At 69.9% G+C, this 14998-nt stretch carries 12 protein-coding genes; 7 read left to right on the plus strand and 5 right to left on the minus strand.

Features of this window, described 5'->3' with window-relative positions; genetic code table 11:
- Positions 1 to 4 precede the first annotated feature (4 nt).
- The 3 genes from ACYVBN_RS03590 to ACYVBN_RS03600 form a co-directional block, all read right to left on the minus strand.
- Complete coding sequence (locus ACYVBN_RS03590; RefSeq protein ID WP_460599308.1) at positions 5 to 166, minus strand: hypothetical protein; 162 nt, start codon at positions 164 to 166, stop codon at positions 5 to 7.
- Positions 167 to 338: 172 nt separating this feature from the next.
- Positions 339 to 2369 (minus strand): S53 family peptidase, encoded by a 2031-nt coding sequence (locus ACYVBN_RS03595; protein ID WP_460599309.1) that lies wholly within the window; start codon positions 2367 to 2369, stop codon positions 339 to 341.
- A gap of 205 nt (positions 2370 to 2574) precedes the next feature.
- Positions 2575 to 3534: an acyltransferase domain-containing protein gene (locus ACYVBN_RS03600; protein WP_460599310.1), complete on the minus strand. Its 960-nt coding sequence runs from the start codon at positions 3532 to 3534 to the stop codon at positions 2575 to 2577.
- A 38-nt stretch (positions 3535 to 3572) separates the two neighbouring features.
- On the opposite strand from ACYVBN_RS03600, the gene miaA reads away from it, so the two are divergent.
- The 4 genes from miaA to ACYVBN_RS03620 all read left to right on the plus strand — a co-directional run bounded on the left by miaA (position 3573) and on the right by ACYVBN_RS03620 (position 6261).
- On the plus strand, positions 3573 to 4514 hold the full coding sequence (gene miaA, locus ACYVBN_RS03605) for a tRNA (adenosine(37)-N6)-dimethylallyltransferase (protein WP_460599311.1): 942 nt from the start codon (positions 3573 to 3575) through the stop codon (positions 4512 to 4514).
- Positions 4515 to 4546: 32 nt separating this feature from the next.
- Entirely contained in the window at positions 4547 to 5416 is an 870-nt protein-coding gene (gene dapF / locus ACYVBN_RS03610) for a diaminopimelate epimerase (RefSeq protein WP_460599312.1), read from the plus strand.
- 225 nt (positions 5417 to 5641) lie between these two features.
- Positions 5642 to 5884: a hypothetical protein gene (locus ACYVBN_RS03615; protein WP_460599313.1), complete on the plus strand. Its 243-nt coding sequence runs from the start codon at positions 5642 to 5644 to the stop codon at positions 5882 to 5884.
- Positions 5881 to 6261, plus strand: coding sequence for a type II toxin-antitoxin system VapC family toxin (locus ACYVBN_RS03620; protein WP_460599314.1), 381 nt, complete (start codon positions 5881 to 5883; stop codon positions 6259 to 6261). The genes ACYVBN_RS03615 and ACYVBN_RS03620 overlap by 4 nt, the downstream gene beginning before the upstream one ends.
- A gap of 253 nt (positions 6262 to 6514) precedes the next feature.
- Here ACYVBN_RS03620 and ACYVBN_RS03625 read toward each other — a convergent pair whose 3' ends face one another.
- Positions 6515 to 7141, minus strand: a complete 627-nt coding sequence (locus ACYVBN_RS03625; protein WP_460599315.1) for a class I SAM-dependent methyltransferase — start codon at positions 7139 to 7141, stop codon at positions 6515 to 6517.
- Between the two features lie 122 nt (positions 7142 to 7263).
- Here ACYVBN_RS03625 and hflX point away from each other — a divergent pair, with 122 nt between their 5' ends.
- From hflX to ACYVBN_RS03640, 3 genes are all read left to right on the plus strand, one after another.
- Positions 7264 to 8745: an HflX GTPase family protein gene (gene hflX / locus ACYVBN_RS03630; protein ID WP_460599316.1), complete on the plus strand. Its 1482-nt coding sequence runs from the start codon at positions 7264 to 7266 to the stop codon at positions 8743 to 8745.
- 109 nt (positions 8746 to 8854) lie between these two features.
- Entirely contained in the window at positions 8855 to 11566 is a 2712-nt protein-coding gene (locus ACYVBN_RS03635; protein WP_460599317.1) for an MGH1-like glycoside hydrolase domain-containing protein, read from the plus strand.
- Between the two features lie 58 nt (positions 11567 to 11624).
- The gene (locus tag ACYVBN_RS03640; RefSeq protein ID WP_460599318.1) at positions 11625 to 13856 is read left to right on the plus strand and encodes an ATP-dependent DNA helicase; all 2232 of its coding nucleotides are present in this window, start codon (positions 11625 to 11627) and stop codon (positions 13854 to 13856) included.
- 23 nt (positions 13857 to 13879) lie between these two features.
- On the opposite strand, the gene ACYVBN_RS03645 is transcribed toward ACYVBN_RS03640, so the two are convergent.
- Complete coding sequence (locus ACYVBN_RS03645) at positions 13880 to 14965, minus strand: iron-siderophore ABC transporter substrate-binding protein (protein WP_460599319.1); 1086 nt, start codon at positions 14963 to 14965, stop codon at positions 13880 to 13882.
- Between the last annotated feature and the right edge of the window lie 33 nt (positions 14966 to 14998).

The following is a 14998-nucleotide window of genomic DNA, read 5'->3' on the forward strand; positions in this document are numbered from 1 at the left end:
TCGGTCAGGTGCTGTTCTCCGGCAGGCGGGGTTCGCCCAGGGTGCGCGCAGGTCGCTCGGTGACTTCGAGCTTCGGATATGTGGGCAACGAAAAAGACGTGCCGTGCACGAAGGCCGCGGCACGCGCGTGGGACACGGCGTGGGTCGAAGCGGTGCTGGAAACCATCGCACCAGAATCGTCGAGGGCTGGGCGGTGCGCAATCGAATTCGCACGCGGGTCGGTCGGATTCGGCTGGGCCGGGCAGCGGGAGGATGCCGCCGTACTCGCCCGGTGGAGACACGGATGCGCCGGGCAGCCGAATCGGCTGCCCGGCGCATCGCGCTTGTCCGGTCGTGTCTCAGCGGTGCCGCAGCTGGCTGAGGATGCCGCCGAAGTCGGGGGTGCCCAGTCCGGTGGCCGGGTTGTACCGGGTCCCTGCGGTGCCGGTGTAGTAGAGGTTGTCGTTGCTCGTGCCGCTGGTGTCCAGCGTGTTCAGAGGGGAGTGCTTGCCCGCGGCCAGGTCGTAGAGCGCCGGGTTCAGGAAGCCGACCCGGTGCCCGAGCGCCTGGTCCATCACCGCGGCACTGCCGTTCAGCTGCGGCGCGACGAAGCTGGTGCCGCCCCAGCCGCCCTGCAACTCGTTGCCCGCACCCGCGCTCGGTTCGTAGAGCAGGTAACCGGTGTAGGGGTCGGCGTCGGCGGACACGTCGGGCTCGGCCCGTCCGGAGTCCTGACCGGTGGTCACGGTGGGGTTGCCGTCGAAGCTCCAGCTCGTCGGTTCCTGGATGCCGCTGACCGTCTGTACGTCGGTCGGCGTCAGGTAGGGCACGACGGAGAAGCTGCCGACCAGACGCCGCTGGTATGACGGGCGGGACTCCAGCTGGCTGTAACCGCCACCGCCGCCGCCGATCTCCTGGACCGCGATGTCGGCCTCGGTCTTGTTGTGCAGCGTCGCCAGCGGTGACCACAGGTAGTCCCAGCCCCAGGCGCGTTCGCCGGTCACCGACACGTTCGCCGACTTGCCGGTCGAGCTGCTGGTCAGCGTGGCCGACCAGGGCAGTGTGGTGCCGCCTGCGGAGGTGATGAACGGGCTGTCCGCCGGTGCGTCGACGGACAGGTTCGTCGTGCCCAGGTCGCGGCTGGCGTCATACGCGCCCTCGTCGCCGGCCGACGCGAAGACCGACTGGCCCTGCGCAGCCATCTCCAAGAACGCTTCGTCGAAAGCCGCCTGATACTGCGGGGTTTCGACCCCGGAGGCGACGGACGCGGCGATGATCGTCTCGGACTCGCCCCAGCTGGCCGACACCGAGTCGGCCGTGTTCTGGCTGGCGGCGGTGAAGAACGCGTCGGCAAAACCGTTGTCGGTGTTGGGCGCCTGGTAGACGGTCACGTTCGCACCGGGAGCCACGCCACCGGACTGCTCCACGTCCAGGTCGGTCTCACCGGTGCCCGCCGCGTCGCTCGGAGCCCCGGGTCCGCCGTCGATGTCCTGCACGCTGACCGTGCGGCCGGTGTCCGGCAGGTGCAGCACCTGCGACCAGAAATATTCGGGCGCACCCTGGTCCAGGGCGGCCAGGGTGACGATGCCGATGGCCTGTCCTGCGCCGGTGTTGCCGGCAGCCTCGGTGTGGGCCAGGCCGTACCGCTGCACGTAGTCGGCGGGCGTGTTGCACGCGGCCGGTAGGCCGGTGAGTGCGGTGCAGTCGATGCCGCTGCCACCGGCGGCGGGGGTGGCGTGAATACCGGAGTTGATGTGCTTGGCGTCTGAGACGAAGGGGCTGTAGTTGGACAGTCCGAGCACCGCGAGCACACTGTCGGCGACCCGGCGCGGCAGCGTGGGTTGTCCCGCGGTGCCGTGGACCGTCTGCGCCGGGATGCGTCCCGTGCCGCCGCGGCCGCGTTGCGCCGGCACCCGGTAGTTGTGCTGCTGCACCGCCAGGGCCTTGTCGAACTGTCCGGCGGTGCCCGAGGCGGCGATGTCGACGTTGTCGGCATACACCGTGGTCTTGATGCCGAAAGAGGCCAGGTACGAGGTGAGTTCGTCGATCGTGCGCTGACTCTGGCCGTACTGTCGGGCGAACTGCGACACGCTCAACTGGTGGCGCATGCCGTGTTCGACCTGCGCCTCGAGGGCGCCCTTGGCGCGTTCCTTGAGGACGAATGACACCTGTTCGGGCGTGCTGGGGTCGGTGTCCCCGAACGCCTTGGCGCCCGGGATGGCGGTGACCTGGGTGCCGGCGGCGACCGGCACCCGGGTGTTGCCCGTGGTGCTGCCGTGGCCGGCGGCGTGTGCCGGGCCGGTGCTGACGCCGGCGGCGAAGGCGAGTGCGAGCACACCGGCGCCCGCGACGGTGGTCGCGGCGCGGGTGGAGGGACGGGTTCTGGGCATGTGGCTGCTCCTCGGGATGGTGCGTCGACAACCAGTCAAGACAGCCAGTCGGCGCATCGGATCGGGACGTCGGATGGGACGTCCTCGCGAACGTAGGCCGAGCACATGTGGCCCACCGGGCGGTGACCGGATATTCACACCGAACTGGCGGCCAACTGGCGGTGAGTTCCCAGGGCCGCATGCGCCATCCGGCGCGCCGGATCTGCTAGTCCGCCGATCCAGCGGGCAGCTGCAGCCAGCCGCTGCGCGTGTGCAGGTGTCCGCCCGCCTGCCAGTGCGCGAGCACGGCATGCTCCAGACGGGTCGATGCGGTGAGATCCGCCGGGTCGGCATACGGGCGGCGGAAGACGAAGTTGCGCACCGACTCGTCCCCGTCGGCCGGTCGGCCGATCGGCTGCCAGCGAGCGCAGAACCGGGCGATGTTGCTGCCCGGAACGAGGTCGAGCAGTTGCTCGTCGAGCAGCCAGCTGTCGCACTGGGCGACCGACACCGGCGGCAGTTCGGGGAAGTGGCGGGCGAAGAACGGCCGGATCCGGTGCAGCGACGCATCGACGTCGCTGGGGCGCAGTGGTCCGCTGTCCGGGATGTGCACGCCGGCGACGACGGAGCCGGTCACCACCGGCACCCCGGCGGCGCGCACGTCGGACGCAGGCGCGTCCAGCCGTTCCAGGTTGGCCTGCAACCGGCCGAAGTCGTAGATCAGCCCGCGCAAGTGCAGGGAGAACCAGTTCTGGACGTGCAGCCCGGTGTGTCCGAAGGTGCGCTCGAAGATGCGCAGGTGCCGTCCGAGGTCGGCCAGGACGGCTCGTGAGGCGCTGTCCGGAATCGCCCGGGATCGATGGAACGCCAACGTGTCCGGCAGCGTGGCAGCGAACGCGACGGGGTAGAGGAAGCGCGCCTCGAGCGGCTCGCGGGCATCCTGTGGATCGAAGACCGCCGGCAGGAACGCCTGTTGCGGAGTGAGGAGCCGGCCCATCCCGGCACGCAGTTGGCCGATCACTGCGGCCACGCGGGCGGTGTATGCCGCATCGCGGCGGATCCGGTCCGCCGCAGTGACGAAGTCGGCCCGGTCCGGCTGCTGGACCGCGAACTGGTCCAGGGCGCGCTGCAGTGCGGGACCGGTGATGCGCGCTCGTACCTGGTCGGCGCTCGGCAGGGAAGTCACCGGCTCATCGTAGGAGGGGCTTTGGGAGACTGGCCGGTATGCCGAGCCAGCACCCGATCGTCGCCGTCGTCGGCGCGACCGCGACGGGCAAGTCCGACCTGGGTGTCGCACTGGCTCACGCACTGGACGGCGAGGTCGTCAACGCCGACGCGTCGCAGTTCTATCGCGGGATGGACATCGGCACCGCCAAGCTCACCGTGGCCGAACGCGAAGGGGTGCCGCACCACCTGCTGGACGTGCTCGACGTGCACGAGGAGGCCACCGTCGCGGCATACCAGCGCGATGCCCGGGCGGCGATCGACGCTGTCCGCACGCGTGGCCGGGTGCCGGTGCTGGTCGGCGGTAGCGGCCTCTACGTGCGTGCGGCCCTGGACGACCTACGCATCCCACCCACCGATGCCGGCGCGCGCGCCCGGTGGGAGGCGCGACTGGACGCGGTCGGCCCGGCGGCGCTGCACGCCGAGCTCGCGGCCGCCGACCCGCCTGCCGCAGCACGCATCCACCCCAGCAACGGGCGACGCATCGTGCGCGCCCTGGAGGTCATCGAACTGACCGGTGCGCCGTTCAGCGCGACCATGCCGCAGCGGCGGTTCGTCGCTCCCGCAGTAGTGGTCGGCCTGCGGACGGACCGGCCGACGTTGCACCGTCGGATCGGCGCTCGCGTCCAGCGGATGTGGCGATCCGGCCTGTTGGAGGAGGTGCGGCGGCTGGACCGCATCGGGCTGCGGGAGGGACGCACCGCGAGCCGGGCCATCGGCTACGCGCAGGCCTTGCAGCAGTTGGACGGCATCCTGACCGAGGCGCAGGCACAGGACCAGACCGCAACGCTGACAAGGAAATTCGCCCGACGACAGGAGTCCTGGTTCGGGCCGGACCCGCGGATCCACTGGCTGCCGTCCGACGCGCCGGACCTGTTGGCGCGGGCGCTGGACGTCGTGCAGGCGGCCGCGGAAGCGTCCGGGGCCGTGACACCGGGATGACGGGACCGGCACCGATGGTCTTGGATGGTCCGGTGACGACCATCAGCTTCGCCAAGGGCCACGGCACCAAGAACGACTTCGTCCTGGTGCCGGTGCTGGACGGCGGCCTCGACCTCACCGCGCAGGACGTCGCGTTCCTCGCCGACCGACGCGCCGGTGTCGGGGGCGACGGCGTGATCCGCGTGGTGCCGGTCGAGCACGCACCCGAGGACGTGCGTGCGGAGGCCGGCGACGCCCGCTGGTTCATGGACTACCGCAACCAGGACGGCTCGATCGGTGAGATGTGCGGCAACGGCACCCGCGTCTTCGCCCGGTACCTGCTCGACAACGGTCTGGAGAGCGGCCACGAGTTCGACATCGCCACCCGTGCCGGGGTGAAGCGGATGACGGTGGTCGACGGAGGGTTCGAGGTGGACCTGGGTGTATGGCGCCTCGCCCGCGCCACCGAGGCCGACGAGCGGGGATCGGACAGTGTGGTGCAGGCGGTCGGCGCCCCGGACCCGGTGCCGGCGCTGAGCATCGACATGGGCAACCCGCACACGGTGGTGGCGTTGCCACCCGAGTTCGACCTGAGCACTCTGGATCTGTCGCATCAGCCGCGGGTCGACCCGGTGCCGGAGCGGGGCACCAATGTGGAGTTCGTCCGAGCGATGGGGCCGGGACACATCGCCATGCGGGTGCACGAACGTGGCGTGGGGGAGACTCAGAGCTGTGGCACGGGAGCCGCTGCGGCCGCCGTCGCCACCTGGTGGTGGGCCGGCCGCCCGACGGACCAGTTGCGCTGGCGGGTCGACGTGCCGGGCGGGCGGCTGGTCGTCCGCATCGAGGGCGATCGGACGTTCCTGTCCGGACCTGCCGTGATCGTCGCCCACGGGACGGTCGAGCTTCCCTGCAGCGGGTGACCCTGCTCTATCGGAGACACGGCTGAGGGTTGGGAGTGACTACCGCGAGAGGTCAACGGATGTCGCGAGCTCCGTCTCTCACGACATCCGTTGACCTGTCACCGGCGACTGCTACGCCGCCAGCGGCCGATCGTCGCGCGGAGACGGAGGAGGGATCACTGCCGGGTGTGACACCGGATCACGGTGTTACACTTGAGTATGCCGACCACGAGACCCCGCCACGCCGTGACCGAGACGCCCGAGGTCTCCGAGGCGCTGCAGGCGGCCGCCCGGAGGTGGCCGCAGGATCGTGACAAGCCAACGCGACTGCTGCGCCACCTGATCGAGGAAGGCTTCAAGAGCATCGATCCTGAAGCCGCCGATCGCGGCAACGACCGTCTCAATGCCTTGCGTCGCATCAGTGGCTCCTACACCGGTCTGTACGAGCCCGGCTACCTCGAAGAGCTGCGGGCGGAGTGGCCTGCGTGATCGCGTTGGACGCAGGAGTGCTCATCGCTTTGTTCGACGCCAACGACGCCCATCACGCAGCCGCCGAAGAGATCTTCGCAGCCAACCCGTCCGAGCCCATGACCATCGGTCCGATCAACCAGGCCGAAGTACTCGTGCGGGCGGCACGAGAGAATCGTGACCAGCAGATGCTGGCCGACCTTCGTGCGCTCGGCATCACCACCACTGCGCTTCCTGACGACGCTGCGACCCGGCTGGCGCGCTTGCGAGCGAACACGCGCTCGAAGATGCCCGACTGCTGCGTCCTGCTGACGGCCGAGCAGACGTCCGCCCGAGTTGCGACCTTCGACGAGGGACTCCAGGAATCCGCCCGCTCCATAGGCTTGACGGTGGTCTGAACGAGGTAGGCAGGCCGGCCTGGCATAGACCCACGACCCGGCGCTGCCCGTCTGCGATCGGCATACGGCACGGCGGACGAATGCATGATCACAGGTGCCCCAGACGCTCTCGGGACTCACTCACCGTTCGGATGCGGGGTCGGTGTCGGGTGTGGGAACTCGACCACACGCCGACACCGGCGCAACCGCTGACGGCCACACCCGGCCCATGTATCGGCCCATGTATCGGCCCACGTGCCGGACCGCTCACCGATCACCTCCCGGCGCCGACCCGCAGGATCCGGAAACCCTTCACGCTGGTGAACCGCTCGGCGGCGTAGCCCTGTTCGATCAGCCATCGTTGCAACGAGTCGGAGCCGAGATTGCGCTGCACCACCAGGTAGGCGGCGCCGTCCGGTGCCAGTCGTGGCAGCCAGGTCGTCAACAGCCGGTGCAGCACGTCCTTACCGACCCGGATGGGCGGGTTGGACCAGATCAGGTCGAAGCGCAGGTCGACGGGGACCTCCTCGGCGCGCACTGCGCGCACGTTCTGCAAGCCCAGCGCGGCAGCGTTGTCCCGGGTGAGACCGAGCGCGCGTTCGTTGACGTCGACGCCCCAGACCTGCGCGCCGGGGGCCAGCAGGCCGAGGCTGAGGGTGATCGGGCCCCAGCCGCAGCCCAGGTCCAGGAAGGTGCCGGTGGCCGGCGGTTGCGGTGCGTTCTGCAGCAGCACCGAGGTGCCCTGGTCGATGCGCCCGGCCGAGAACACCCCGGGCGCCACGTGCACCGCGCGGGTCGCACCCGCCAGCGGCACGTTGATGGTGCGTCGCTCGTCCGCACTCGCCGGGCTGGCGGTGAAGTAGTGGTCGTGCGCGGTGTCGCGTCCGGGCGTGTCGGTCACGGGCCCGAGGGTAGTGGGGTGGTGGAGGCGGCATACACCGGCGGCATAAAGCATTCGCTCCGCATGTTGAACCCTGAGACGATATGGAGAACATGACAGCTCGTAACTTCGCAGGAGGCGCGATGACCGCCCGCTCCCAGGTGCTCGACGGTCGCGCCGAAGCTCTGTCCGCCCACGACGACAACCGCGATCCCCGGTATGATGCCGACGGATTCCTCATCGACGAGTCGTTCGAGTCATTTGACGGTGACCAGTTCGACCGTGACGACCGCGCCGCGCTGCGCCGGGTGGCCGGCCTGTCGACGGAACTCCAGGACGTCACCGAGGTCGAATATCGCCAGCTGCGCCTGGAGCGCGTGGTGCTGGCCGGCGTCTGGGGTGAGGGCACCGCCGAGGACGCCGAGAACTCCCTGCGCGAGTTGTCCGCGCTCGCCGAGACCGCCGGGTCGACCGTGCTCGCCGGCGTGCTGCAGCGCCGGATGAAGCCGGACCCGGGCACCTGGATGGGTTCGGGCAAGGCGGCGCAGCTGCGCGACATCGTCATCGAGGAAGGTGCCGACACCGTCATCGCCGACACCGAGCTGACGCCCAGCCAGCGGCGCGGCCTCGAGGACGTCGTCAAGGTCAAGGTGATCGACCGGACCGCGCTGATCCTGGACATTTTCGCCCAGCACGCCAAGTCCAAGGAGGGCAAGGCGCAGGTCGAGCTGGCCCAGCTGCAGTACCTCCTGCCGCGGCTGCGTGGTTGGGGTGAGTCGATGTCCCGGCAGGCCGGTGGCCAGGCCGCCGGCGGCCAGGGCATGGGTTCGCGCGGTCCCGGTGAGACCAAGATCGAGCTGGACCGTCGCCGGATCAACACCCGCATCGCCAAGCTGCGCCGCGAACTCAAAGGCATGAAGACCATGCGCGACACCAAGCGCGGCTCACGCCGCGCCGGCCACGTGCCGTCGGTCGCCATCGCCGGTTACACCAACGCCGGCAAGTCCTCGATCCTCAACCGGCTCACCGGCGCCGGCGTGCTGGTCCAGAACCAGCTCTTCGCCACGCTCGACCCGACCGTGCGCCGCGCCGAGACGATCGACGGCCGCGGCTACACCCTGGTCGACACCGTCGGCTTCGTGCGGGAGTTGCCGCACCAGCTGGTCGAGGCATTCCGTTCCACCCTGGAGGAGGTCGGTGACGCCGACCTGGTGCTGCACGTCGTCGACGGCTCGCACCCCGACCCGGAGTCGCAGATCACCGCCGTGCGCTCGGTGCTCGCCGACGTCGGCGCGCACGACGTGAAGGAGGTCGTCGTCGTCAACAAGGCCGACGTCGCCGATCCCGAGGTCGTCGACCGCATCCTGCGCGCGGAGAAGCACGCGATCGCCGTCAGCGCCCGCACCGGCAAGGGTTTCGACGCGCTCGCCGAGCTGGTCGCCCGAGAGTTGCCGCGACCGGAGATCCGGATGGAGCTGCTGCTGCCCTACGACCGCGGCGACCTGCTGTCCCGGATCCACGACGACGGCGAGGTGCTGTCCAGCGAGCACACCGGCGACGGCACGCATGTGCACGCCAAGGTGACCCCGACGCTGCAGGCCGACCTCGTCGAGTTCGCCGTCTGAGTCACCCCACGAAGTTTCTCCCCCGCTACGCTCCTCCGAATACTTCGCGGGGGCCCCGAACCTTCATCACGTTGTGACGCACTCCTACATTGCTGGCAGCATCGGGCGGGTGAGTGCTGACCAGACCGCCGAGGGCGCACGCATCGCCGCCTCTCCCACCGCCGACGACCCCTGGCGGCTGTGGGGACCGTACGTCTCCGCCCGCCAGTGGGGGACGGTGCGTGAGGACTACTCCGCGGACGGGAACGCCTGGGACTACTTGCCGTTCGATCAGGCGCACCGGCGCGCCTATCGCTGGGGCGAGGACGGTATGGCGGCGGTCTGCGACCGCTTCGGCTTCCTCAACCTCGGCATCGCGCTGTGGAACGGCAAGGACGACCGGCTCAAGGAACGCCTCTTCGGGCTGACCAACGCCCAGGGCAACCACGGCGAGGACGTCAAGGAGGTCTGGTGGCCGACCGACGCCACGCCGACGCACTCCTACGCGAGCTGGCTCTACCGTTACCCGCAGGCCGCGTTCCCGTATGACGAACTGCGCACGGTCAATGCCCAGCGCAACCGCAACGACCCGGAGTTCGAACTCACCGACACCGGCGTGCTCGCCGACGACCGGTTCTTCGATGTGTCGGTCACCTACGCGAAGTCGTCCCCGACGGACCTGCTGATGCGCATCGACGTCACCAACCATGGCCCCGACGCGGCCGCCCTGCACCTGGTGCCGCAGGCATGGTTCCGCAACACCTGGGCGTTCGGACGGGACGACCGCACCCCGTCGATGCGGCTGGTCGACGGCGCCGTCGAGATGCAGCACGCCTGGCTCGGCACCTACCGGCTCGAAGCCACCGATGGCTCTCGGTCTCGATACGCCTCCGCTAGCGCTCCGGCTACTCGACCAGCGAGCGCCCGGATCCTCTTCTGCGACAACGAAAGCGACAATATGGGGCTCTGGGGTGCCGCAGCACGCACCGACTGCCCCACCAACGGCATCGACCGCGCGATCGTGCACGGCGACCCGTCGGCGACGCGTCCGGACCACGGCACCAAGGTGGCGTTCTGGTGGCAGCTGGACGACATCCGGCCGGGGGAGACCCGGACGGTCCGGTTGCGGCTGACGGCCACCGCGCAGGGCACCGACCCCGAGCCGGCATACTTCGGCGGAGGCGCTGCCGGCGGCTTCGCCGATTTCGATGCCGTCATGGGGGCCCGCGCCGCCGAGGCGGACGAGTTCTACGCGACCGTCATACCGGCGAGTGCGACCGAGCAGGATGCCCACGTCGCGCGCCGCGCCTTCGCCGGCCTGCTGTGGGGGAAGCAGCTCTACCGCTACGCGGTCGGTGAATGGCTGCAGGGCGACCCGGCCGGCCCGCCGCCGCCCCCGCAACGCCGGCAGCGCGGTGCGCGCAACGCCGGCTGGACGCACCTGGACCTGGCCGACGTCATCTCGATGCCCGACGAGTGGGAGTATCCCTGGTTCGCCTCCTGGGACCTGGCCTTCCACACCGTGCCGCTGGCGCTGATCGACCCCGCGTTCGCCAAGGACCAGATCGACCTGATGGTGCGGGAGTGGACGCAGCACCCGAACGGTCAACTGCCGGCATACGAGTGGAACTTCGACGACGTCAACCCGCCGGTACACGCCTGGGCTGCCTGGCTGGTCCATTCGCTGGCCGGCGACGACGATCACGAGTTTCTCGCCCGCGTGTACAGCAAGCTGTTGATGAACTTCTCCTGGTGGGTCAACCGCAAGGACGCCGACGACTCCTACCTCTTCGAGGGCGGGTTCCTCGGGATGGACAACATCGGTCCGTTCGACCGGTCGAAGCCGCTACCGGACGGCATGCGGCTGGAGCAGTCCGACGCCACGAGCTGGATGGCGTTCTACGCGTTGTCGATGCTGCGGATCGGGGTCGAGCTGGCACGGCACGAACGCAGTTGGAGCGCGTCGGTGCGCACTTTCTTCGAGTACTTCCTGCGGCTGGCCCGCGCGATGACCGACTTCGGCAGCACCGGGATCTCGCTGTGGGACGAGCAGGACGGCTTCTACTACGACGCGGTGGTGCGGGCCGACGGCACCGGTGAACGTCTGCCGGTGCGTTCTCTCGTCGGGTTGTTGCCGCTGGTCGCCGTCGAGTCCGTGCACCCGGTCATCGCCCGGCAGCTGCCGGACCTGCTCAGCGAGGTGCACTGGCTGGAGCGTCGCGACACCGGCCTCGCCGACGTCCTGGCACATCACGAGCACCACGACGACCACCGCATCACGCTGTCGCTGGTGCCCCCCGAGCGCCGCGGGCTGCTGCTCGCCCGGATGCTCGACGAGCGCGAATTCCTCTCCTTGCACGGCATCCGGTCGTTGTCGGCGGCATACCGCACGCCGTTGACCGTCGACGTCGACGGCGCGGACTTCAGCGTCGGCTACACCCCGGCCGAGTCCGACAGCGCCCTGTTCGGCGGCAACTCCAACTGGCGTGGGCCTGTGTGGTTCCCGGTCAACTTCCTGCTGGTGGACGCGCTCGCGACGTATGCCGAGGCCTATCCCGGCGAGCGGGTCGAGCATCCGACCGGCTCGGGTGACGAGCACAGCCTGCAGGAGATCACCGCCGACCTGACCGACCGCCTCGTGCAGCTCTTCCGGCCGGACGGCGCGGGGCGGCGGCCGGGTACGCCGAAGTGGTATCCGAGCGGGCCGCTGTGGGACCAGCACCCGACATTCAGTGAGTACTTCGACGGCGACGACGGTTCCGGTCTCGGCGCCACCCACCAGACCGGCTGGACTGCGCTGGTCGCCTACCTCATCTGCCGCGGCCCGGCGCCCGCCACCTGACCGACCCGCCTGTGGATGGTGCGCGCCCGGGGAAGGAGCGACGGCCTACCCTGTGGGGATGCCTGCCGATCTGGATGCCCTGATGCACGCTGCCGTCGGAGGGGTCGGTGGCAGTGACCGGCCGGGGCAGCAGCAGATGGCACGCGCGGTGGATCAGGCGGCGCGGGACGGTTCGCACCTGCTGGTGCAGGCCGGCACCGGCACCGGCAAGTCGCTGGCCTATCTGGTCCCGGCGATCCGGCACGCTGTCGAGACGCATCGGCCGGCGATCGTGGCCACGGCCACCCTGGCGCTGCAGGCCCAGATCGTCGACCGCGACCTGCCCCGCATCGCCGACGCACTCGCCCCGATCCTGGGCCGACGGCCGACCTACGGCCTGGTGAAGGGTCGGCGAAACTACCTGTGTCTGCACAAGATCGAGGGCGGCTACCCCGAGGAGGAGGACTCCCTGCTCGAGGTCGGGGACGTCGATCGGGCCGCGGGGCGGATCGGTGAGGAGGTCGTGCGGCTGCGCGAGTGGGCGCAGGAGACCGACACCGGCGAGCGGGACGAACTGGTGCCGGGAGTCAGCGAGCGTGCCTGGCGGCAGGTCTCGGTCTCCGCCGAGGAATGTCTCGGCTCGAAGTGCCCGATGGTGCAGGAGTGTTTCGTCGAGCGGTCCCGCGCCGCGGCCAAGGAGGTCGACGTCGTCGTCACCAACCACAGCTTCATGGCGATCGATTCCTTCGAGGGCCGGCAGATGCTGCCCGAGCACGACCTGCTCGTCGTGGACGAGGCCCACGAGCTCGTCGACCGGGTCACCTCGACCATCACCGACGAGGTCACCGGCGGGATGATCGCCACCGCGGCCCGGCGCTGCGGCCGGATGGCCGACGCCTCCACCATGCGCGAGGCGGGGGAGTTGCTGCAGGAGCTGCTCAACGGCGTGCAGGAGGGCCGGTTGCTCGGGATTCCCGACAACCTCGCCCTCGCCCTCACGCGGGTGCGTGATGCGGCCCGGTCCGTGCAGAGTGAGCTCAAACCTGCGTCGCCGGCGGACAATGACGCCTCCCGCCAGGTGGCGCGTGCCGCGGTCGACGAGATCTTCGACAACTGCGACCGCATCCTGGAGGGCCGCGAGCTCGACGTCGTCTGGGTGTCGCAGGATCAGCGACGTGGGGCGGTGCTGCGCGTCGCCCCGATGAGCGTCGCAATGCTGTTGCGGGACAAGGTCTTCGGCGACCGGACGGTCATCATGACCTCGGCGACCCTCGAACTCGGCGGGTCCTTCGACTCCGTCGCCGGCACGCTCGGGCTGCGCGGCGAGGGCGGCCCGCAGTGGACCGGCCTCGACGTCGGGTCACCGTTCGATTATCCGCGGCAGGCCATCGCCTACGTCGCCTCCCAACTGCCGCCGCCCGGACGCGACGGTATGTCGCCCGCGGCCATGGACGAGATCGAGACGCTGGTGCGGTCCGCCGGTGGCCGCACGCTCGGACTCTTCTCCTCCACGCGCGCCGCTCGCGCGGCAGCCGAGGAGATGCGCACCCGGCTCGGGGACGACATACCCGTGCTCTGCCAGGGTGACGATCAGATCCGCACCCTGGTGGCGCAGTTCGCCGCCGACCCCCGCACCTGCCTGTTCGGCACCATGACCCTCTGGCAGGGGGTCGACGTGCCGGGGCCGTCCTGTCAGCTGGTGATCATCGACCGCATCCCGTTCCCACGCCCCGATGACCCACTGGCGTCGGCACGTTCGCAGGAGATCGCCCGCCGCGGCGGCAACGGCTTCATGTCGGTGTCGGCCACCCATGCCGCGCTCCGGCTCGCCCAGGGAGCCGGGCGGCTGGTGCGCAGCAGCGCGGACCGGGGTGTCGTGGCCTTCCTCGACACCCGGATGATCACCGCCCGCTATGCGGGCTTCCTGCAGAAGTCACTGCCGCCCTTCTGGCCGACGACCGATCGGGCGCTGGTGCTCAAGGCATTGCGTCGACTCGACGAGACGGCGAACGACACGGGCGCGCAGCCCGTGGCGGAAACACCCGCTGTGACGACGGCCGCCGACGCGGTCGAGGAGGTGGCCGCCGACGAGACACACGACGTGCCGGATGAACTCACGCCGCAGCCCGATCGTGCACAGCAGCCGGTGACGCCGGACCCGGCCCCTTCAGTGCCCGGCTGGACCGCCGAGGACGACGAGGAGTTGCGCGACGGCGCCGACCTCGGGCTCGGTCCCGAAGAGCTGGCCGAGCACCTCGACCGGCCATTGGAGGAAGTGCGAAACCGACTGGTGCAACTGCAGATCGGCTGATCCTTGGCGGCATACGACCGAGGTCACTCGTGGATGATCGCCACCTTCGTGGAGGTCTTGCCGTCCACGGCCGCGGCGAGTTGCGGCACGTAGCGCTTGAGCACCCACGGGATCGACAGCGGGGTCACCATGCTGAACGCCGAGGCGTAGGTGCTGGCCTTTTTGCTGTCGCCGATCGCGCTCGGCACGTAGATGGTCCGGCCCTCCCGGAACGCCTTCGTCTGCTCGTAGAGTCCGCCGAGCTTGGACTTCACGTTCGCCGGGCTGTCCAGCCACACGACGACGTCGAAGTCGATCTCCTTGGTGCGCTCGGCGCTGATCGACCCGCCGAAGGTCTTGCCGCCGATGTCCTCGAACTTCGCCGGGAAGGTGAAGCCGAGTGCGTGCTGCACCTGGGAGCGGATGTCGGACGGCCCGTAGATGTAGGCACCTGCGTAGGGAGTCGCGACGACCGCCGTCTTCCCGACGAACTGCGGATGTGACTTCTTCGCCGCCGCGAGGTCGCCTTTCACGGACGCGACCAGCTGGGCGCCCTCGTCGTGCTTGCCGAGGGCGTCGGCGATCAGCTGCGCGGTCTCGTCCCACGGCGTGCCCCAGTCGACGTGGCCCTTCGGGGCGGCGATGGTGGGCGCCAGCTTGGACAGCTTGGCGTAGTCGGACTGCTTGAGGTCCGAGTAGATGGCGACGATGAGGTCGGGCCGCAGGGTCGCGATCTGCTCGATGTTCAGCTTCTGACTGTCGAGCACCTCGGGCAGGGGTGCGTCGCCCAGCTTCGGCTTCGCCCAGGGGTAGATCTCACCCTTCGCGGCGCCGAGCCAGGAGGTCACGGCCACGGGTACGACTCCGAGTGCGAGCAGCGAGTCCTGCTCCAGCAGGCCGACGCAGACCACCCGCTGGGGTGCCGCGGTGATGGTGGTCGAGCCGTATTTGTGCTGCACGGTCACCGGGAACGCTGCCCCGTCCTGCGGCCGGCCGGCCGCCCCGGGCGAGCCGGCGGTGGCTGCCGCGGCGCCGCCAGAACTGCTGCCGCAGGCGGACAGCAGGGCACTGAGGCCGGTCAGCGCCAGGGCACTGCTGCCGGCGAGGACGTGACGACGGGACGGTTGCATGGTTCTCCTGACCGTGATGAAGTGACGTGGTTA

The organism is Flexivirga lutea (genome assembly GCF_054778955.1).

Excerpts from the sequence above, each read along its gene's own strand:
- ACYVBN_RS03590 (WP_460599308.1), bottom strand. The coding sequence starts at position 166 with ATGGTTTCCAGCACCGCTTCGACCCACGCCGTGTCCCACGCGCGTGCC.
- ACYVBN_RS03595 (WP_460599309.1), bottom strand. The coding sequence starts at position 2,369 with ATGCCCAGAACCCGTCCCTCCACCCGCGCCGCGACCACCGTCGCGGGC.
- miaA (WP_460599311.1), top strand. The coding sequence starts at position 3,573 with ATGCCGAGCCAGCACCCGATCGTCGCCGTCGTCGGCGCGACCGCGACG.
- hflX (WP_460599316.1), top strand. The coding sequence starts at position 7,264 with ATGACCGCCCGCTCCCAGGTGCTCGACGGTCGCGCCGAAGCTCTGTCC.
- ACYVBN_RS03640 (WP_460599318.1), top strand. The coding sequence starts at position 11,625 with ATGCCTGCCGATCTGGATGCCCTGATGCACGCTGCCGTCGGAGGGGTC.
- ACYVBN_RS03645 (WP_460599319.1), bottom strand. The coding sequence starts at position 14,965 with ATGCAACCGTCCCGTCGTCACGTCCTCGCCGGCAGCAGTGCCCTGGCG.